The following is a 20,870-nucleotide window of genomic DNA, read 5'->3' as shown; positions in this document are numbered from 1 at the left end:
AGTAGTATAGGTGTGATTGTATTATGAGTATAAGGTTCATATATGGAAGAGCAGGAAGTGGTAAAAGTTATTATTGTCTTGAAGATATGAAAAGAAGAGTACAGGAAGATAGCGGTAGAAATCTAATACTTTTAGTTCCAGAGCAGTTTTCTTTTCAGGCAGAAAAAAATCTGATAAAGTCCATAGGAGAAAAAGGAACTTTAAAGGCACAGGTATTAAGCTTTAGAAGAATGGCGGAAAAAGTGTTTAATGAAGTAGGGGGAGGAATAAGAAAACACATAAATGATGCCGGAAAAAACATACTTTTGTATAAAATAATAGAGGAAAATAAAAATAAATTAAAAGTTTTTAAAGCCTCTGCAAGAAAACAAGGTTTTGTAAATTTAGTTTCAGATATAATAGGTGAGTTAAAAAAATATAATATATCCTCTCAGCTTTTAGAGGAAAGTTTAGATAGAATAGAAAATAAAAATTTAAGAAATAAATTGCAGGACATTAAAATAATATTTTTAGAGTTTGAAAACAGACTTAAGAAAAACTATATAGATTCAGATGATATTCTTCATATTTTATATGAAAAATTAGATAAGTCTGGTATTTTTAAAAATGCAGAAGTATGGATAGATGAATTTTCAAGCTTTACTCCTCAGGAGTATATGGTAATAGAAAAGATTATGTGCAGCGCATATAGAGTAAATGTAACTTTGTGTATGGATGCATTAGGTGAATATTCGCAAGACTTGGACTTATTTTTACCTACTAAAATTACAGAACAAAAGCTTTTAGAGATAGCTAAAGAGAACAATATAACATACCATAAACCTGTGAATTTAAGATGTAGTCCTTGTTATAGATTTAAAAATAGTACGGCACTTCAGCATCTCCAGTATGCTTTATTTTCATATCCTTATAGAAATTATGAAAAGCCTACGGAGGACATAGAAATATTTAAGGCCCTAAATAAATATACTGAAACAGAGTACATTGCCAGAGACATAGTAAAAACATGCAGAGACAAAAATCTTAGATTTAAAGATATTGCAGTTGTTACAGGTGATTTAGAAGGATATGAAAATTTAATAAAGGCAGTTTTTAATCAATATGATATACCTTATTTTATAGACAGGAAAAGAGAAATTATCCATAATCCTATTGTAATTTTAATAGTTTCGGCAGTTGAAATATTAGCTAAAAGTTGGTCTTATGAATCTGTGTTTAGATACTTAAAGACAGGGCTTTTAGATTTAGAATTTGAGGATATAGATATACTTGAAAATTATGTGCTTCAAAATGGAATAAGAGGAAAACAGTGGATGGATACAGAACCCTGGAGTTTTAGAATAAATTATGATAACTTTAACGAGGAAGTATCTGAAGAAGAGGAAGAACATTTAAGTAAAATAAACTCCATAAGAGATAAAGTTAGAGAGCCAATTTTAAGACTTTCTTCTACTATAAAAGGGAAGAAGAAGGGAAAACATATATGTGAAGGGTTATATAATTTTTTATGTGAATTAAAAATCCCGGAAAAAGTAGAGGAACTTATAACGGAATTCAAATATGATCATAAATTAGATAGGGCAAATGAATATAGTCAAATCTGGGATATAGTAATAGACATATTAGATCAGATAGTAGATGTAATAGGTGACGAATCTTTTGGTATGGAAATATTTAATGAAGTATTGATAACAGGATTTTCGCAATATGAAATAGGTGTAATACCACCTTCCCTTGATCAAGTTTTGGTGAGCAATATAACTAGAATAAAGAGCCATAATATAAGTGCACTTTATATTGCGGGAGTTAATGATGGAACTTTTCCGGTAACTATATCATCAGATGGTATTTTTACAGACAAGGATAGAGATGAACTTAAAGAAAGAGGATTGGAGATGGCTCCAAGTATAAGGAGTAAAGCTTTTGAAGAACAATTTTTAATATATACTACACTCACTATAGTAGATAAGTATTTAACGTTGACTTATTCTATAAGTGATGAAGAAGGAAAGGCTAAAAGACCTTCTATTGTCATATCTATGATAAAAAAATTATTTCCAAAGTTGCAGGAGAAGAATAATGTATTAGATGTGGCAGGAGATGAAGAAGGAATAGGAGCTGTAAATAGTCCTAAGGCTACTTTTAACATATTAATTTCAAATATAAGAAAAAATTTAGGAAATAAGGAAAGTATGAATCCACTTTGGATAGATGTATATAGATGGTATAAAGAACATAAGATTTGGAATAAAAGATTGGATACTGTTTTAGATGGATTTTATTACAATAATGAAATTGAAATTTCAGATTTGGTGAAAGTTAGGAGACTTTATGGAAAGCATTTAAATATGAGTGTTTCAAGGTTAGAAAAATTTGCCCAGTGTCCTTTTGGGTATTTTGTACAATATGGACTGAAAGTTAAAGATAGAAAGATGTACAGCTTGAGGCCGCCGGATTTAGGAAGTTTTATGCATGGTATACTTGAAAAATTTTCTGTTAAGTTAAGAGAAGAAAATTTAACATGGGAAAATATAGACCAGAAATGGTGTGAGAAAAATGTAAATGACATGGTAGATACTACTTTAGATAGTATACCTCATTCCATACTAAATAGTTCTAAGAGGTATAAACATATTACAGATAAGTTAAAGAGAACACTTACAAGGTCAGTATGGCTTATAACAGAACATATGAAAAAAGGGAAATTTACACCTGCAGCATATGAACTTTCTTTTGGAGAATCAGAGGATTTTCCGCCTATTTTAATAAAACTAGCTTCAGGAGAAAAAGTCAGTCTTACAGGTAAAGTAGACAGAGTAGATACATCAGAGGACGGTGTAACAACTTATATTCGAATAGTAGACTATAAATCAGGTTCCAAGGAGTTTAAACTCTCTGATATATATTACGGATTTCAACTCCAGCTTTTAATATATTTAGATGTTATACTTACAGAATTCAGTGAAAAAATTAAAGGAGAAGCTATTCCCGCAGGCGTATTATATTTTAAATTGGATGATCCTATAATAAGAACCATAGGGGATATACCTGACTCTGAGGTAGAGGAAAAAATAGTTAAAAGTTTAAAAATGAATGGATTGCTTTTAGATGATTTAGATGTAATAAAACAAATGGATACTAATATGGAGAAAAATTCAGATATTATATCGGTTTCTATAAAAAAAGATGGAAGCCTTTCTAAAGCCCATTCATCACTGGCAACAAAGAAACAATTTGAACTTCTTAGAAAATATGTGAGAAATACCATAGCAGGTTTGTGTGAAAAAATACTGTCGGGAAATATAGAAGTTACGCCATATAAGAATAAAGCCCAAAATGGGTGCAGCTATTGTGATTACTCAGCTATATGTCAATTTGACACTTCTATAAGGGGAAATAAATATAAAGTAATTAAAGATAAAAATGATGAGGAGATATGGAGGAATATAGAAAATAAATTTGAACAGTAAAGTTATAGTATATAATGCTTGTTACAGAATAAAATTAGCATTGGAGGATGGAATATGAGATTATTATTGACTAACGATGATGGAATAATGGCAGAAGGATTACATGTGCTGGCAAAACATTTTGAGAAAGATAATGAAGTTATAATTGCTGCACCGGATATGCAAAGGAGCGGCAGTGGGCATTCTATAACTACATCACCAAATACACTAGTTGCCAGGGAAGTAAAACTTGAAGGTATAAATTCAAAAGCTTATAGTATTAATGGAACGCCTGCAGATTGTGCCAGATTAGGCATTCGTAAACTGGGAAATAATCAAATAGATATGGTCATATCGGGAATAAACAACGGATTTAATTTAGGAATAGACTCCTTATATTCAGGAACTGTTTCTGCAGCTATTGAGGCTTCTATATGTGAAGTACCTTCCATAGCAGTATCTCTAGATACTAAAGGAAACAACTATGATTACAATATAGCAGCAGAATATGCATTAGAGGTATTTTCTATATTTAAAGATAAATATAAAGGTGATAATGTAGTTTTGAGCTTAAATGTACCACTTCTACCTAGGGAAAAGATAAAAGGACTGAAGGTATGCAGGGTTGGATTTAAGTACCATTTGGAAGAAACATATGATAACAGTGAGAATGTAGAAAATTTGAGTTATAATTATACAGATATATATTATGTAAAAAGGGGCTATGTGACTTTAACTCCCCTGCATTATGATCTGACTAATTATAAAATATTAAAAGATATTAATAATCTCTTTACCAGGTAGCAGATATACATTTAACTGTACATTGGGTTTTTTTTAACGTAAAATTATAGATATACAATAATTCTATACAGAATATGAGGAGGAAAATTTTTAATGAAACTGTTTATAGATACTGCTAATGTGGATGAAATAAGAAAAGCTAACGAAATGGGTATAATATGTGGAGTTACAACTAACCCTTCTTTAATTGCTAAGGAGGGCAGGAATTTTAAAGAAGTTGTAAAAGAAATAACTGATATAGTAGATGGTCCTATTAGTGCAGAAGTAATAAGTTTAGAATCAGAGGGAATGGTAAAAGAAGCTAAGGAGCTTGTTAAAATACATAAAAATATTGTAATAAAAATTCCAATGACCTCAGAAGGTCTAAAAGCAGTAAAGATCCTTTCACAGGAGGGAATAAAGACAAATGTAACTTTAATTTTTTCTGCAGCACAGGCACTTTTAGCTGCAAAATCAGGAGCTACATATGTAAGTCCTTTTCTTGGAAGACTAGATGATGTAGGGATGGACGGCATTAAATTGATAGAGGAAATAGTTACTATATTTAAAATACAGAATATAGATACTGAAATTATATCTGCCAGTATAAGAGGACCTATCCATGTGGTTAAATGTGCCTCAGTAGGTTCACATATTGCTACAGTTCCATATAAGGTTTTAGTGCAGATGTGTAACCATCCTTTAACCGATATTGGAATAGAAAGATTTCTTAAAGATTGGGAAACTGTTTCTGATAAGTAATTTCATCTAAATTGTTTTAATTGTAAAATACATTTTGAGATGTATAGTTGACATAATAAATCAGTTGTTATATAATAACTATGAAATGAGTTAGGTATTTATTACAAGCGATTAGTAAAATTCTGAAATATACGTAAGCTTTTGTTTTGAACTACATTATTTAAACGGAAGTTCAATATTTAGATGAGTACATGTATCCTCATATGACAATTTTGAAAATGAGGAAGATGAAATCATCTGTGAGGACATCCACCTGTAGGAATATAGGTGTCAAAATAAAGTTTAGCGGTATTTTGGATAAATGTAATCGTTAAGGTTATGATTTTAAAGAGAGATTTTTAATCTCTCTTTTTGCGTATATCTATAATAAAGGTGGTTGTATTATTGGATAAGCTCTCCAGAACCTCAGGAGAACTTATGCTTATCAATTAATTGATTTTGCTATAGATAGCATAGAGTCTTTAGAGATATTGCCATACAGCGTATATTCAATATCGTTTTTTATCCATGCTATTTGTATTATAGGAGAATCTGAATCAGTTTCATCACTTTTTATGTACAGGTAGCCTTGGGTTTCATCACTAATGGATATTTTTTCCCCGGAGATATTAGAAGAAAGTTGTTTACTTTGAGTTAATTTGAAATATTTATTGTCAGGATCATTATAATCTATAATTATAGTCTTTTGTTCTGCTGCACTTTTGGGAATATATATATTTGTAAGTTTGAAGTTTTCGGGTATATAAGAAGGCATAGAAATAGTGCTTCCTAAATAACTTTGTGCAGTAGCTAGGTCCAACATATCTGTGGAAGCTGCATTTTTTGCTTCTGGACTATCTGTAGTATTTACAGGGGTTTCGCTTTGGGGTTCTGCATTTATGGTGTAATTTTTATATGTATAGTCAGAATTGTTAGTTGCTTCAGATTCAGAATTTTTGGTGTTGCCTTTATCATTTAAAGTAGAGTCTTTGTTAGAATTTGTATCTGTGTTTGAATTATAATTATCATTATCATTTGAGGTAGAATCTGATTTTGAATCTGAATTTTTTGTATTTAGAGAAATTTCACTATTAATTGAGGAATTTTTTGTAGATGGTACAGAGTTCTTTGGTCTGTCATCTGTTTTATCATCTGTAGATTTTAATTCCCCATCTGTGGATTTTCCTATAATTTTATGTAAGGTTTCAATAGAAGCTTTTGCAATAGGATTATTGTATATATATTTTTTAGTTATATTATTCTGGAAGTTAGTATGATGATATTGATAACTTATTATGATCAATATCATTATTGCAGCAGATATACTTATAGCATATATGGGTTTTAAACTTAACCTTTTTTTAGATTTACATTTTTCTAAAGTATTACGTTTTAGCTTTTCAGTTACATGAATGTCCTTTAAAACTAAATCAGTTATTTCTCTTAAATTTTTCATGTTATCCTTCATATTCAATACTACCACCTATGTTATATTTTAATAGTTCTCTTGCCCTATAAAGCCTACTTCTTACAGTGCCTTCAGGTATTCTTAAAACTTTACTTATTTCGGAGGTGGACAACTCCTGATAATAATACAAAAGTATAACTTCTTTATATTTTTTTGGTAAATCCATAATCCTTTTTAATAAGTCCTCATATTCTATATTTTTAATTACTGTATTTTCTATGTTATCTAGATTTTCTGTAGAATTAAATATTCCATATTCAGTATCATCAAATCTTAAGACTTTTTTTATCCAGGAACTTCTAAGTATATCTCTACAGGTATTTATAGTTATAGTAAGTATCCAAGTTTTTTCACTGCTTTTACCGTTGAATTTGTGAAAATTTTTATAAACTTTTATAAATACATCTTGAAAAACGTCTTCAGCCAGGTGTATATCTTTAAGGTAAATATAAGCAGTTCTCAATATGTCATTTCCATAACAATTCATTAGCCTTTCAAGCTCTTTGTCCAAATTATCCTCCTTTCTCTATATTAGACGGGATATACATATTCTGTGCTCCTAGTATATAAAAGTATTTTTATATAACCAGCCCCAAAAATATGAACTATTGTATAATCCAGTATATAGACTGTAATTTTTATCTTATGTGAAAGTTATTAAATTTTTTTGTTCTTAATTTTAAAATACTTGTTATAATTAATTTTAAATTAGGAATTTTAAACTGTAAAGTGTATGAATTTTCTTAAAATTATTTTAGATTAATAAGCAAACTCTATCTAGACCCAAGAATCACTTATCCAGGCGCATAGCACCTCTTATCCCCCACTTTGATAGAAAAGCAGAGAACCAAAATTTTTAATTTTGTGTGAATCGCTTTCACAGAGTGCGATGGGGGTGTTAGCAATGGTAGCCATCGGATAAAATTTTAGTAGCAGATTATGTATTTTTGTATATAATAAAATTAAATCATTAAGAGTTATTATATTAAAAAAGATTTGGTAAAAAATTTTTTTATAAGATTTTACTTGATTATATTAAATTTATGTAGTATTATGAAGCTGTAAATTTAATACATAATAAATTACTAATAATTTAATTGCGATGATGAGAAGAGTAGGTTACACAATGCTATAAGAGAGAATTCCCCTTGGGTGTAAGGGAGTTTTAGCGGGAGGTAGTCGAATTGCATCTTTGAGCACTGAGTTGAATCCTAGTAGATTTCAGCGTGTACGTACGTTAAAACGTTGAGGTATGATTGTACCAATAAAGAGTTTTTACATATAAACTGTGTTTTATTTATATGATTTATGCAGTTTAATATGGGATAAACAGAGTGGAACCGCGGAAGTAACCTTCTGCCTCTGTATAGAGGCAGAAGGTTTTTGTTTTTCAAAAATCCGGAGTTTTGAAAACACTGCTATTTAAAAAATTGAAAATTAATTATATATTTGGGAGGATAAATAATTATGAATTCAGTAGCATATTTTGATTCTATTGCAGACAAATGGAATGTAATCAGAGAAGATTATTTTGAGGATAAATTAAAATATATTGCACTTTCTAAATTTAATATGAAAGATAAAATATGCGTGGATCTGGGCTGCGGAACAGGATTTATTTCTCTAGCCTTGTCCATGGAAGCAAAGCTAGTATTTTCTATAGATAATTCTAGGAATATGTTAAAACAACTGCATGATACATGCTCAAATAAAGGAATAAAAAATATATATCCTATAAAAGGTTCCATAGTAGATATTCCTCTATTTGATGAATCTATTGATGTTGTTTATATAAATATGGCACTCCATCATGTGGTGAATGCAAAAGGAGTAGTAAAAGAAGCTTATAGAATTTTAAAAAATGAAGGAGTATTTATTATATCAGATGTAGAAGAGCATGACGGAGAATGGGCCAGAAGTGAAATGCACGATGAGTGGCTGGGATTTTCCCATAAGCAAATAAATGATTGGATGGACGAGGCAGGCTTTAGCGAAATAGCTGTTGAGAGTACAGAGTTAAGGTGCAAAGGATATTCAAGTAAAGGCGAGTATACAGAAACAGGAATATTTATAGCAAATGGAGTTAAGAAAGGGGAATAATTTATGAAAATTGAGTCGTTGTTAATACACGGAGGAATAGATGGAGACGAAAGAACAGGAGCAGTTAGTGTGCCTATATATCAAACTTCTACTTATAAACAAGAAGCACTTGGTAAAAATAGCGGATATGAATACTCAAGGACGGGAAATCCAACAAGAGAGGCTGTGGAAAAATTAATTGCAGATTTAGAAGAAGGATATCAAGGCTTTGCCTTTGCTTCAGGTCTTGCAGCTATATCAGCAGCACTTATGCTTTTTAAAAGTGGAGACAAGGTAATAATTTCTAGTAATGTATATGGAGGAACTTTTAGGGTTGTAGATAAAATATTTAAAAATTTTAATTTAAATTATGAATTAGTAGATACCAGTGATTTGGAAAAGGTGGAAGAAAGTCTTAAGGAAAATGTTAAGGCTATATTTATTGAGACCCCTACAAATCCTCTTATGACTATAACAGATATAGCTAAAATAAGTGAAATTGCCAGAAAAAATAAAGTGCTGACTATTGTAGACAATACTTTTATGACTCCATATTTACAAAAACCTATAAAATTAGGAGCGGATATAGTACTGCACAGCGCTACTAAATATTTAGGAGGACATAGTGATTTAATTGCAGGTTTGCTAGTAGTAAATAATAAAGAACTAGGGGAAAAAATGCATTTCATTCAAAATTCTACAGGAGGAATATTAAATCCATTTGACAGCTGGCTTTTAATAAGAGGTATAAAAACACTTTCTGTCAGAATGGACAGACATAATGAAAATGCCAGATATATAGCAGAGTTTTTAAAGGAAAATAATTTAATAGATAAAATTTACTATCCGGGATTTTCAACTCATCCTGAACATGAAATTCAAAAATCTCAGGCCAGTGGATATGGGGCAATTATCTCTTTTGTATTAAAAGATAAACTGGATATAAACAAGTTTTTTCACGGGTTAAAGCTTATAACATTGGGAGAAAGTTTAGGAGGAGTAGAGTCTTTAATATCTCATCCAGCTACCATGACTCATGCAGCCATACCTTATAAAATAAGACAGGAACTGGGAATAGTAGATGGGTTAATTAGGTTATCTGTGGGATTGGAAAATAGGGAAGATTTAATAGATGATTTAAAAAATGCACTGGAATTTGCAAAATAATGTGAGCTGAAAAGTAGAAAATAATATGAAGGAGTACTGATATGATTTATTATAATGATATAAAAGAAATGGTAGGAAATACTCCCATACTAAAATTGAATAATTTTAATGTAAAAGAGGGTATTAATATATTTGCTAAATTGGAAAGCTTTAATCCTGGGGGAAGCGTGAAGGATAGAATCGGATTATATATGATAGATAGTGCGGAAAGAAAAGGTATTTTAAATAAAGGATACACTATAGTAGAGGCAACAGCAGGTAATACAGGATTGGGCATTGCCCTTGGCGCACTGAACAGAGGCTATAAAGTTATATTTGTAGTTCCAGAGAAATTTTCACAGGAAAAACAAATATTAATGAAAGCTCTTGGCGCAGAGATAATAAATACTCCAAAAGAAAAGGGAATGCTGGGGGCTATAGAAAAATCACAGGAGCTTCTTGATAGTATACCAAATTCAATTTCATTGAAGCAGTTTGAAAATGAGGATAACCCTAAAGCACATTATTTGACTACAGGACCTGAAATATATATGGGCATGGAAGGTAATATTGATTATTTTGTAGCCGGTGCAGGCAGCGGGGGAACTTTTACAGGAGTTATAAAATATTTAAAAGAAAAAAATAAAAATATAAAATCAGTTTTAGTGGATCCTAAAGGTTCTACCATGGGGGGAGGCATTGAAGGATGTTATGCCATTGAAGGCATAGGTAATAATTTTATTCCTGATACTATGGATATGGGCTTGGTGGATGAAATTATAAAAGTAGGAGATGAAGAAGCTTTTTATATGGTAAGAGAACTAGCAAAGAAAGAGGGATTAATAGTCGGATCTTCTTCAGGTGCAGCTATGGCAGCTTCTTTAAAATTAGCCAAATCTATAGATAAGGGGAATGTAGTTGTAGTGTTTCCTGATAGAGGAGACAGATATTTTAGTAAAAATATTTATAATTAAGTTAGAACAGAAATAAGATTAATGAATATAATGATTAATGATAATAAATAAAAAAGGAGCGCCTATATTTGAATATATACGTAGTTCGTTCTGGTGACTCTGTGTGGTCTATAGCTAGAAGATTTGGTGTTACTCCAGATAGCATAATAGAGGCTAATGGCATAAGGCCCCAGCTAAGTTTAGTGGTGGGTGAATCACTTGTAATTCCCACAAAGGAGAGAGCATACAGAGTAAGGCAAGGGGATTCATTATGGTCTATATCTAAAAGATTTGGTGTTTCAGCAGATAGTATAGCCAAGGCAAATAATATTTCAAATCCCTCAGCTATTTACCCTGGTATGATACTTAGGATACCAGAGAAGGCAAAAAATTACGGTGTTATTGAGACTAATGGGTTTATAGAGCCATCTAATCCGGATAGGGAGAGTACGATTGTAGGCAGTGCAGCTCCATATCTAACTTATATAACCCCTTTTAGTCATCATGTTACACCAGAGGCAGGATTGACTCCACTTAGAGACGAAACTATTATTAATGTGGGAAGAAATAATAGGGTTGCACCGCTGCTTTCAGTTACAAACTTATCTGGAGCAAATTTTAATACTGAATTGATAAATAATATATTAAATAGTGAAAATCTCCAAAATACTTTAATAGATAATATAATAAGTACTATGAATGAAAAAACATACTATGGAGTTGTAGTGGACTTTGAAAGAATTCCACCTTCAGATAGGGAAAAATACAATAATTTTCTTCGAAAGTTAGTAGCAAGAGCCCATCCATTGGGGTATGTAGTAGGAACTGCACTGGCACCTAAAACATATGACGTAAAGGTTGGTGCATGGCATGGAGCTCATGACTATGAAGCTCATGGTCAGATAGTTGATTTTGTTATAATAATGACTTATGAGTGGGGATGGTCAGGAGGTCCGCCTATGGCTGTTGCCCCAATTAATGAAGTGAGGAAAGTAATAAACTATGCAGTAAGTGTAATTCCGCCTAAAAAAATAATGATGGGTATTCCACTATATGGATATGATTGGACACTTCCCTATACTCCAGGAGGTGAGTTCGCCGAAAGTATTGGAAATCAAGAAGCAATAAATAGAGCCAGAAGATATGGGGCGCAGATTAAATACGATACTAAAGCCCAATCTCCATATTACAATTATATAGATGAAGAGGGAAAGCAGCACGTAGTGTGGTTCGAAGATGCAAGAAGTGTAGAGGCAAAATATAAACTTGTAAATGAATATGGACTGAGAGGTGTAAGTTACTGGAAGTTAGGTAGTCCATTTCCACAAAATTGGCAAGTTGTAGATAATATGTTTCAGATTACAAAAGTCATACCGCCTACTCCTACTGGATAAAATAAAACAGAACTCTAGGGTGAATGTGTTACCCCAGGGTTCTATTGTTATACAAAAATATGTTACATATCTTTTGTAAATTACTATTTGTTTTTTATTATGATATTCAACTAGTTTTTCCTTGTCACGCATACTCTCTAAAAAAGCATTGATTTTACTTTCAACCTGGTCAACTCTAAGGGAAAGGTTGTCACATCCATTTTGCCTGTATCTTTTGCCACTGCATATGAAATAATACCTTCTGGTTCCATCACTTCTTTGCCTGCCAGGAGAAACTCCCATGCCGGAGCCGCACTTACACTTCATAATTCCACCTGTAAGATAGGTAGGGTTGGTAAGAATACCATAAATAGTTTTAGGATTGTATTTCAGCCCTTTTAGCTTAAAATATTGGTGTATTTCAAAGGCAGTATAACCGCTGGCATATTTTTTAAATATTTCTTTTATATTATCTGCTTCCTTTTCTTTTTTTAAATAAGATACTTCTTTTCCATTTTCTTTAACTCTCTCTATGGAATATCCAGTGGGGGCAGTCCCGCCACTTCAGCGGCCCATCTTTGCAAGTTCTTTCATGTTGTCCTTTACCCTCTGGGTAATATTCATTCTTTCCATTTCAGCAAAAGAAGCTAGGAGCATCATCATCATTTTTCCTATAGGTGTGGAAGGATCAAAACCTTCTGTAACAGATACAAGTTTAACATTCAATTTATCTAGTTCGTCAAATACATTTACAAAGTCTACTATATTTCTGGCTATACGGTCTATTTTGTATACTGCCACTACATCAAACTGATTAAGTTTAACAAAGTGCATTTTAACTTCTCTGAATTAGCAAGTTTTACACTGGTCTCCGTTTCAATACAGCAATATCAACTTCATGTCTTCCTAAAATTTCTTTCATCACATCTATATTTTCATCTATGTTTTTTAAGTTTTCTCTAATATCCTTAACATCTTTTGAAGTGTCTTTTACTGCAAGCTCTATTATATCTAACTTTTCATTTAAAGGTTTAATAATTTCACTATGAGCCTTTTCATTTTGATTCATATGGGACTTCTATACTTCCACGATAGTTTTTATATCCGACTTCACTTCTTCAAGAATTATAGTATTTTTGTTTAATTGAGATTTAATAGGTTCCAATTCCTCTAGCTGTTTTTTTATAGGTTCGAGCTTAGTGTCTAATAGCTCTGCTATAGCTTTTAGATCCTCTTTATTCATTCTATTCACCCACTTTACAGTATTATAGTTTATTTTTATTATCTCAATGGAGATTATAGCATATTTCATTTGAATTGTGGTATAATATATTAAAAAGAAGCCGTTGCGGTTTTATATGGAAAATTGTTTTTAATTTGCTAAAAATGCACTTTGTCGTAGAGGTGCATTTTTAGTTTTTTGAGTTTTTTTCTTCAGCTGTTATAGATATTTCATTTTCAGTCAATTTACTAATTGAAGATTTACCTTTGATTATTAATCTATCTTTTAAATATGTTCCTACAATCACAGTATCACTCATATTGCCACCTCCTTTGCTGTCAAATTAACCGCAGCGACCTCTTTTGCAAGAGATAAATTCCGAGAGGTGGCTAACTAAAAACACTTTATTCTCTTATCAAATAGTATATCATATTTTATTTATAGTTTAGGAATACATATTTCTATAAACTAACTGAATATTATAACTTAAAGATTGTAATATATTTTAAATAATTAGTTTTTTATCAGTTTCTATATATGAAGCAATTAATAATTCAGATGGAAATTTATTAACTTGGATTTCTACCCTAGCTCTAGGGAAAAGAGTGTATTCGTGTATATAGACAGTTTGGTTGCTGAAATTTGGTATCATTTTGCTATTTTCAATAGAATTTTATAATTGTCTCCAAATTTACAGATTCCATTATAATTCTCATATAAATCCGAGAATAATATGTATTTTAATTCTACGCAATCAAGATTTCTAAATGAGGGTCTTTTTAATTGAGCTAATAATTCTTTTTCACGAAAATCAGGTGCCACCAAGAAAAAATCATATTTTTTGTTACCTAGAGAAGATGCTAAATCTAGAAGCCTTAAGATTCCTGAATATATAGATGTACTTTTCTCTATTTCAAATGCACATGTTATTTCTTGATTTTCTTTACTTATCCAGGTGACATCAATCAAAGAAACGGTCTTTAATACTTCATTTGGAATACCTAAAGATGGGAGTTTAGGTATTGTCATAAATTGAAGACTCTTTCCGTCTAAAGATTTAGAATGGTCATTTAAAGCTATAAAAACATCATAACCAAGACTCTTGCCAATTTCAGTTAATAATATTTGTACTTTGAGATGTTCATTTTCTTCTTTAAGTTCAATTTCGGCTTCATTATGGCGTTTCCTGAGAGCTTTTTCTATTTTATTCTTATCAAATTTTAATGCAGCCTCCCAACTTTCGTTAGTAGCTAATTTGCCTACGCCAACATCAAATAGAAAACCAGACAATGTACCCAGATCTTTAGATAATAAAGATCTATATTCTTCATTTGTCTTGATAATTACTTCTCTCATTTCTAAATATTGTTGCCATGAACCAAGTTTTTTCTTATCATTAAAAATAGCATTAAATCCTTTGAGCATAGCAGTATTAAATGGTGGCATCAAAGTAGGATGTAAAAAATAAATGATATTAGCTACAGCGGGACCTAGTCCTTTTATATTATAATTATCAAGATTAATAATTTCTTTGACAATTTTGTCTGATGTAGTGGCATATAAGCAAGATTCCAAGAATTGTCCAAATATAATCTTGTTTTTTTCATTTTCATAAATATCAGGTATTCTTAATTTGGGTTTCCAGTAAAGTGGATGAGCAGCACCTTCAAATACTTGCTTTTGTTCGGTTATACAGGATAATACGAACTCCAATGGGGAACCTTTAAAATCATTTCCAAAAGTGCCATCTTTAATAGAACTTATTACATTTAGTACTCCTCGTCTAATAGAGCGAAATGATTTCATTCTTGTTTTATTATGAATAAACCATGTATTATATACTGATTCTGGATCAGATTTAAAATGTTCAATCTCTTTTTTTAAGTTAATTGTCAAGTTAACTCCTCCTTAGAGAATTTTATAGAATATTAATTTACAGAACCATTCAAAATCAAATGATAATTTCCACTATAGTTAGTTTTATCTGATACTTTAAACTGATTTTACATATAAGTATATTTTATTTTTACCATTACACAAATGCAATATTATTTTAAAAAAATATAAAAAAGTATTGCATTAAAGAAATGATAGTAATAGCAGATACAAAATTAAAACAAAGGAGGTAGCTATGACAAAAGAAGATATGCAAGAAGTAAGAGACATATTCACATTAGGCCTTGCAAAAGTTATTACCTAAACAACAATGAGTAAATTATATAGGAGTTCTATAGATGAAATATTCAAAACTCCCAATATTAATCAAAAGGAGGTCGTGTGAGGGATACAAAGCTAGAGCAACAAGTTAGAAAACTAGAGCAAATTTTACTCCTTGTTCTTTAATTACAGCACCATCAAAACGCATATTCATCACCACCTTTCATAGTGATGATGATTCTACAAAAATATTTGCCTGATATTGAGATTAGAGATTTATCAACGGCTATTTTAAATCTGAAGACACAGGTAGGAGACTATATCGCTTGTGAAAAGTTGCTTGTGAGAATTGCCCCTGACGGAAAGATAAGTGACGATGAAAAGTGTGATTTTCCCCAAATAGCTAAAGAGCTTAATGATGTGGTTGAAGCAATTTTTGCTTTTAAATTTGCAAAACAAAAATCTGAATAGGGGGGAGAGATAAGTCAAGGTTCAAAAAGAAAAAATGATAGAGCGAGAGTATTTAAGTCGGTAATAAAAGTTAATTTGGAGGTAACAGTATGAGAAATATGAAACTAACTGTTACTCAAGAAAAAAGAGAAGCAACAATGGATAAAATTTTAAAGCTTATTGAAGTGGAATTTCAAGAGGTAGAGATTACACCAAGATTCACTAAAAAACTTTTAGAAGGTACCATAACAGTTTTAGATATTAGTAACCATATGAATTCATTTGAATAATATGGTAGTAGCGTTTTTGTAAGAGGGGATTTTGTGAAAAGAGAAAAGAGGATGATGACGACATAAAGGTAGTTGTTATGAATCCTGAATGTATCCCTATAGCTCAGGAAAGAATGTTTGAATTTTTCTATGAAAAATTTATGAGAGAGCAGCAATCCAAGAAAAACGATGAGAATGAACTAGAAGATGCAAAATGATTAACAGGGCTTTTTAGCCTTTTATAAAAAACTATTTTGGGAAAACAGGAAATACTCTTCCAATGTATACTATGGATCATATCTTGAAAATGTGACATTTTAAAGGAGCTCTTTACATTTATCTGATAAATAATCATCTAAAGCTATGTAAATATGATATAATTACCATAAGTTAAGTTAAAATAGTAAAATATGGCGAATTAATAGGGGATTTTTATGAGAAAATTACTGTTCGTTTTGCTAAGTGGGCTAATTGTTGCTTGTATAGGAGTTGTTTTATACTCTGCAAAATATACAGTTATAAATGATAAAAAACAATTAGAAGATAATATTATACGATTTATCAATAGACCTTCAGTAGTTGCCAATAATATTGATATAAAACAGGAGTTAAATCTTGATAATAAAAAATATGTCTTATTTATAATTAATAACAGTCTAGGTGAGGCAGAATTAACTAAAGGTTTTAATAACAAATACAAAATTGAGACTGCAGGATATGGAAGTAGTTTTTATACAGATGAAATAAATAAAACAAATAAAGGGAAGTACCTTATTATTTTAGGTAAAAACTATGAGAATAAAATTGCATATATTAAAATATTATTGGATGACAAGGAGTATAAAATTAGTATCCCAAAGCAGGAATATTTTATAGTTAACTGTGCAGTTCCTATTGAAACACAGCAGGAATTTGTGGGTGGTGGGAATAGCACAAAATTTTATAATAATAATGATATTGATATTACTGAAGAGATGTCTAAAGTTTTATTTCAATAATTCGCACTTTGAATTAAATGTGAAGTAACTATTAAAGTTGAAAACACGAACAAGCTCTTTGCTAAGAAAATAAGGTGAGTATGTTTCTATTTTCATTGACAGCTGTGAAGCAAGTCATGAATCGTTGAAAACTGAATAATGTGGCGAAAAAGGGTAATAAAAAATCCACATTTACTTGAAGATTATATAGAATTAATTGGAATTAAATAGCATACTTACAAGTAATTAAGCTAGAATGGTAATTTAGGACCAAAAGCCAGCTTAATGTTAGTATATACGGGGGACTGCTATGATAAGAATAAATGAAAATCAAATTGCGTCAATAGCTAAACTTTTAACAGATTGCTTTATTAATGATTCTTTGGTTATTATGGAGACGAAAGGGATAGATAATCGAAAAATATTTTTGGAAAAGCTATTTATAATTCAATTACATATTTTTGAAAAAACAATAGGAGTATTTAGCTTAGGTGATAAGCTTAATTCTGTATTAATTGGTTATGAAAAAAAGAATTATAAAAGTTTTAAAACACTAATACTAAACTTAATGGCAAGCTTTAGAACACTTCACGTTCTTGGAACAAAAAATCTTAAGATATACTCATCTAATATAAAAAATGTTTCAAAGGCTATTAATTTAAAATGGCAAGATGAATTTATAAAAGGTAATTATTATTATATTAAGATGATTGCTATTGCGAATGAAGAACGTGGTAAAGGTGTTTTATAAAATATCCTGATTAAAGGAGAATAGATGTCTTTGTGATACTATAAAAATAAAGCTTAAAGCGAAATTTATAGTACTTCTTTTTAATTATGACCGAATCTTCTTATTTACCGACTTAACTATAAAAATCAAATGAGTATTTTATAAAAGGATCACTGCAAAAGCATGGCTATATAACAAGCAATTTTCCTACTGGAGTAATAATTGCAAAAGTAAATTTAGTTGATTGCGTAGAAATAGATTTAAGGACAGATCCAAGACTCAGAAAAGCTAAACTTAAAAATGGCAACGTAATTCAAGGTAATGAATATAGTTTTGGAGATTATTCACCAGGAAGATATGCATGGATTTTGAATAACATAGAACCTTTAAGAGAGCCAATACCAGCAAAAGGCTAATTGCGTATATGGGAATATAGAGACTTCAGGTAGTTGATTAAGAAATAAATGAAAAATTTGTAATTATACAGTAAAATACAAAATGTGAGACAAATAAAGATTTAGCTTAAATAAGATTTAAGGGGAGGAATCGGAATAATGAATGAAATTAAATTTGTTCAGATGGAAGAGAAGCTCCGAAACTATTTTAACAAATTTAAAAGAATTAGAGTGTTGAATACGAAACCGGATATCTTAAGAAAGCAGATAAATGGAATAGAGTACAAGCTTAAGAATGTTGCGGTGGACCTCCCCGAAGAATCACGTTCTATGGTATATGAAGAAAGAGTTCAGACAAGTCCTATAGGTGAAAGTTATGCCGAAAGGATTTTGTTGCGTATAACGGATAAGTTAATTAAGGAGAAGTCATGGAAGAGGGAACAGGTGGCAGACATAGAAGAAGCTCTTAGAAACATGGAAGCAGACAATGCTGTTATTGAGGCTAATATTAAAGATTTATAGAATGAAATAATTTAGTATTTAATAAAAATAGTTGGGAATATTAATGTTAATAGTTATTTTTGTATTGGAGGTTATATAAATGGGGAACACCACAAAAACGCCATTAGTTGCATCAGAAATATCAAGTATTTGGAACTCTTATATGGCTGGAAATCTAGTTGGGCACATAGTTAGATATTTTTCCAACAGAGTTGATGATGATGAAATTCGTGATATTTTACAGTATGCTCTAAATTTATTTAATCAACGTATTGAAGTATTAACTAATTTATTTAATCAAGAGAAACTACCATTACCAGAAGGTATTACAGATAGCGATATTGATGTAAATGCTCCACGTTTATTTTTTGACACTCTCTACTTGCAGTATATAGCATATGAGGCAAAATCAGCAGTGCGTAGCTATAGTGTGATTTTAGGTCATGTGACACGTTCTGATATTAGAGATTATTTCTCAAAATGCATTCAAGAAAGTACTGACGTCTATAACAGGGCGGCAGAACTAGGTTTATCAAAGGGCATTTTTATTAAAGCACCTCGGGTAGAAGTACCTAAAAAAGCTGAATATATAAAAAATAAAAGTTTTATTTTAGATAGATTTGGAAAAAAGAGATCTTTACTTGTAGATGAAATAACGGACATTGTTTCTATCACCAATGATACTGTGATAAGAAAAGCTTTACTAGTTGGTTTCAATCAAGTGTGTAAAGACAAAGAAGTTTGTAATTATATATCAAGAGTTATAAATCTTGCGACTAAACAAAATGATGGTTTCAATTCATTCTTAATAGATGAAGGTATTCCAATTGGAAGTTCTTCAGATTCATATGTAACTGACTCAACAATTTCACCATTTTCAGATAAACTTATGTTAAGTAAAGTTTCTATAATGTATAGGTTAAAGATAGGTAGTATAGGGCTAGCACTGGCAAATATAATGAGAAGTGACTTGAAGGCTACATATAGAAAATACTTAGATGAGGCTATGGAGTATTCTAAGGATGGTGTAAATATCATGATTAATAATGAATGGTTTGAACAGCCTCCACAGGCAATAAAACATGAAAATTTGGTAGAAGTTTAATATGGGATAATGTAGTAAATATGGATATTGATATGGCGTGTTCAGATTACTAAGAACTTAATAATTTTTAAAATACTGTATCATTCAAAACTGAATTTTACAGTGTTTTTATGCTTGTAAAACAGAAATATTAGGAATTACTTGGAAATTAAAGAGGAATTAGATTGGAATTAAAATATTACCAAAGTGTAATATAATAGTTATAGTTATAGTGAGAACATCAGGGATTACACTGGTAGTAACTCATAACGGCTCTTTCAATATACCTCCAGCTCCAGGGTCAAATGGGGCTGCCAATGCGGGAAACCGTAAATAAGAATTATACTATATATTGTGCATGGCACTTGATTAAGTTCGGGTGCCTTTTAATATGCGTAAATATTTATTTAACCTGTACAAAATAATAAAGCAGGCATTCTTTACTCAGGGTGTCTACTTTTATATTATTTACAAATAGTTATTACATAGGACACTAGATTGTAATAAATACTGTGTATAATTATAAGTACTCTATGGAAATAACCTTAGATGAAATAAAAAATAATGTTGTTAATATTATATTCCTTCAAAAATAATGTTATATAAAAATAGGCCCTTGTTATTTAGGGTGCTTATTTTATAGAAATTTAATAGATATAAAAATTTAGGGGGAAAGAATGTATATGGATAAAGAGAATTTAAAGCAAGAAATATTAGACATACTAGAAAAACATAATTATATAAGCAGGTTAACTGAATGTCCAATGACTACTTTAAGATTTCTTTTAAAAGGTTATGATGCTTCTTTAATTTATGATGCTTTATGTGAACTTCAAGAAGAAGATAAGGTAATAAAAAGTTTTGAACCATTTGCCGGTAATCCGAACCAAAAAATTAATGCGTCAAGATGGTATTTAAAACGACGGGGAAGAGGAGAAAACCCTGAGAGTATAGAGTAATTTCTATGCTATTTTAACTAAATAATTAAAGTATTTTAGAGAGTCTATAGTGGGCTCTTTTAGTACCATAAAAGTGTAATTGTTAAACACATCATTAGTGATTTAACATTTGCACTTATTTTTTTATAATAAAG

Annotated in this window: 22 protein-coding genes and 1 other RNA gene; 15 read left to right on the top strand and 8 right to left on the bottom strand. The window is 30.6% G+C overall.

Features of this window, described 5'->3' with window-relative positions:
• The first annotated feature begins 23 nt into the window (after positions 1–23).
• From addB to ssrS, 4 genes are all read left to right on the top strand, one after another.
• Complete coding sequence (addB, locus tag ACJDU8_RS18490) at positions 24–3,470, top strand: helicase-exonuclease AddAB subunit AddB (RefSeq protein WP_406793642.1); 3,447 nt, start codon at positions 24–26, stop codon at positions 3,468–3,470.
• Between the two features lie 54 nt (positions 3,471–3,524).
• A complete protein-coding gene (gene surE, locus ACJDU8_RS18485) occupies positions 3,525–4,253 on the top strand; it encodes a 5'/3'-nucleotidase SurE (protein ID WP_406793641.1) in 729 nt (242 codons plus the stop codon).
• Between the two features lie 93 nt (positions 4,254–4,346).
• A complete protein-coding gene (fsa, locus tag ACJDU8_RS18480) occupies positions 4,347–4,994 on the top strand; it encodes a fructose-6-phosphate aldolase (RefSeq protein ID WP_406793640.1) in 648 nt (215 codons plus the stop codon).
• A 116-nt stretch (positions 4,995–5,110) separates the two neighbouring features.
• Positions 5,111–5,298, top strand: a non-coding RNA gene (gene ssrS / locus ACJDU8_RS18475) — 6S RNA.
• A 120-nt stretch (positions 5,299–5,418) separates the two neighbouring features.
• Here the strand turns inward: ssrS and ACJDU8_RS18470 are convergent.
• Together ACJDU8_RS18470 and ACJDU8_RS18465 are read right to left on the bottom strand one after the other, a co-directional pair.
• Positions 5,419–6,441, bottom strand: a complete 1,023-nt coding sequence (locus ACJDU8_RS18470) for a DUF4367 domain-containing protein (protein WP_406793639.1) — start codon at positions 6,439–6,441, stop codon at positions 5,419–5,421.
• Complete coding sequence (locus ACJDU8_RS18465) at positions 6,431–6,952, bottom strand: sigma-70 family RNA polymerase sigma factor (RefSeq protein WP_406793638.1); 522 nt, start codon at positions 6,950–6,952, stop codon at positions 6,431–6,433. The genes ACJDU8_RS18470 and ACJDU8_RS18465 overlap by 11 nt, the downstream gene beginning before the upstream one ends.
• 956 nt (positions 6,953–7,908) lie before the next feature.
• Between ACJDU8_RS18465 and ACJDU8_RS18460 the strand changes: the two genes are divergently transcribed.
• The 4 genes from ACJDU8_RS18460 (at position 7,909) to ACJDU8_RS18445 (ending at position 12,013) form a co-directional block, all read left to right on the top strand.
• Positions 7,909–8,541 (top strand): class I SAM-dependent methyltransferase, encoded by a 633-nt coding sequence (locus ACJDU8_RS18460; protein ID WP_406793637.1) that lies wholly within the window; start codon positions 7,909–7,911, stop codon positions 8,539–8,541.
• Between the two features lie 3 nt (positions 8,542–8,544).
• Positions 8,545–9,687: a bifunctional cystathionine gamma-lyase/homocysteine desulfhydrase gene (locus ACJDU8_RS18455; RefSeq protein WP_406793636.1), complete on the top strand. Its 1,143-nt coding sequence runs from the start codon at positions 8,545–8,547 to the stop codon at positions 9,685–9,687.
• A gap of 41 nt (positions 9,688–9,728) precedes the next feature.
• Positions 9,729–10,640 carry a PLP-dependent cysteine synthase family protein gene (locus tag ACJDU8_RS18450; protein WP_406793635.1) on the top strand — a complete coding sequence of 304 codons (912 nt, stop codon included), beginning with the start codon at positions 9,729–9,731 and terminating at the stop codon, positions 10,638–10,640.
• 68 nt (positions 10,641–10,708) lie between these two features.
• The gene (locus tag ACJDU8_RS18445) at positions 10,709–12,013 is read left to right on the top strand and encodes a glycoside hydrolase family 18 protein (RefSeq protein WP_406793634.1); all 1,305 of its coding nucleotides are present in this window, start codon (positions 10,709–10,711) and stop codon (positions 12,011–12,013) included.
• Here ACJDU8_RS18445 and ACJDU8_RS18440 read toward each other — a convergent pair.
• From ACJDU8_RS18440 to ACJDU8_RS18415, 6 genes are all read right to left on the bottom strand, one after another.
• Positions 11,927–12,526 carry a recombinase zinc beta ribbon domain-containing protein gene (locus tag ACJDU8_RS18440; protein WP_406793670.1) on the bottom strand — a complete coding sequence of 200 codons (600 nt, stop codon included), beginning with the start codon at positions 12,524–12,526 and terminating at the stop codon, positions 11,927–11,929. The two genes, ACJDU8_RS18445 and ACJDU8_RS18440, sit on opposite strands and share 87 nt — an antisense overlap.
• 30 nt (positions 12,527–12,556) lie before the next feature.
• The gene (locus ACJDU8_RS18435) at positions 12,557–12,826 is read right to left on the bottom strand and encodes a recombinase family protein (protein WP_406793633.1); all 270 of its coding nucleotides are present in this window, start codon (positions 12,824–12,826) and stop codon (positions 12,557–12,559) included.
• A gap of 25 nt (positions 12,827–12,851) precedes the next feature.
• Positions 12,852–13,061: a hypothetical protein gene (locus ACJDU8_RS18430; protein ID WP_406793632.1), complete on the bottom strand. Its 210-nt coding sequence runs from the start codon at positions 13,059–13,061 to the stop codon at positions 12,852–12,854.
• Between the two features lie 9 nt (positions 13,062–13,070).
• Complete coding sequence (locus tag ACJDU8_RS18425) at positions 13,071–13,235, bottom strand: DUF5320 domain-containing protein (protein WP_406793631.1); 165 nt, start codon at positions 13,233–13,235, stop codon at positions 13,071–13,073.
• A gap of 169 nt (positions 13,236–13,404) precedes the next feature.
• Complete coding sequence (locus ACJDU8_RS18420) at positions 13,405–13,533, bottom strand: hypothetical protein (RefSeq protein WP_406793630.1); 129 nt, start codon at positions 13,531–13,533, stop codon at positions 13,405–13,407.
• A 329-nt stretch (positions 13,534–13,862) separates the two neighbouring features.
• A complete protein-coding gene (locus ACJDU8_RS18415) occupies positions 13,863–15,110 on the bottom strand; it encodes a hypothetical protein (RefSeq protein ID WP_406793629.1) in 1,248 nt (415 codons plus the stop codon).
• A gap of 495 nt (positions 15,111–15,605) precedes the next feature.
• Between ACJDU8_RS18415 and ACJDU8_RS18410 the strand changes: the two genes are divergently transcribed.
• The 7 genes from ACJDU8_RS18410 (at position 15,606) to ACJDU8_RS18380 (ending at position 20,736) form a co-directional block, all read left to right on the top strand.
• Positions 15,606–15,842 carry a hypothetical protein gene (locus tag ACJDU8_RS18410; RefSeq protein WP_406793628.1) on the top strand — a complete coding sequence of 79 codons (237 nt, stop codon included), beginning with the start codon at positions 15,606–15,608 and terminating at the stop codon, positions 15,840–15,842.
• An 89-nt stretch (positions 15,843–15,931) separates the two neighbouring features.
• Positions 15,932–16,111 (top strand): hypothetical protein, encoded by a 180-nt coding sequence (locus ACJDU8_RS18405; protein ID WP_406793627.1) that lies wholly within the window; start codon positions 15,932–15,934, stop codon positions 16,109–16,111.
• A 413-nt stretch (positions 16,112–16,524) separates the two neighbouring features.
• Positions 16,525–17,088 (top strand): hypothetical protein, encoded by a 564-nt coding sequence (locus ACJDU8_RS18400; RefSeq protein WP_406793626.1) that lies wholly within the window; start codon positions 16,525–16,527, stop codon positions 17,086–17,088.
• 289 nt (positions 17,089–17,377) lie between these two features.
• A complete protein-coding gene (locus tag ACJDU8_RS18395) occupies positions 17,378–17,818 on the top strand; it encodes a GNAT family N-acetyltransferase (RefSeq protein ID WP_406793625.1) in 441 nt (146 codons plus the stop codon).
• Between the two features lie 533 nt (positions 17,819–18,351).
• On the top strand, positions 18,352–18,714 hold the full coding sequence (locus tag ACJDU8_RS18390) for a hypothetical protein (RefSeq protein ID WP_406793624.1): 363 nt from the start codon (positions 18,352–18,354) through the stop codon (positions 18,712–18,714).
• A 79-nt stretch (positions 18,715–18,793) separates the two neighbouring features.
• Positions 18,794–19,798, top strand: coding sequence for a DUF3231 family protein (locus ACJDU8_RS18385; protein ID WP_406793623.1), 1,005 nt, complete (start codon positions 18,794–18,796; stop codon positions 19,796–19,798).
• A gap of 662 nt (positions 19,799–20,460) precedes the next feature.
• On the top strand, positions 20,461–20,736 hold the full coding sequence (locus ACJDU8_RS18380; protein ID WP_406793622.1) for a hypothetical protein: 276 nt from the start codon (positions 20,461–20,463) through the stop codon (positions 20,734–20,736).
• Positions 20,737–20,870 lie beyond the last annotated feature (134 nt).

The sequence above is a fragment of the Candidatus Clostridium eludens genome, from assembly GCF_045310515.1.
Lineage (GTDB): Bacteria > Bacillota > Clostridia > Clostridiales > Clostridiaceae > Clostridium_B > Clostridium_B eludens.
This window is presented reverse-complemented; position numbering and strand designations above follow the sequence as displayed.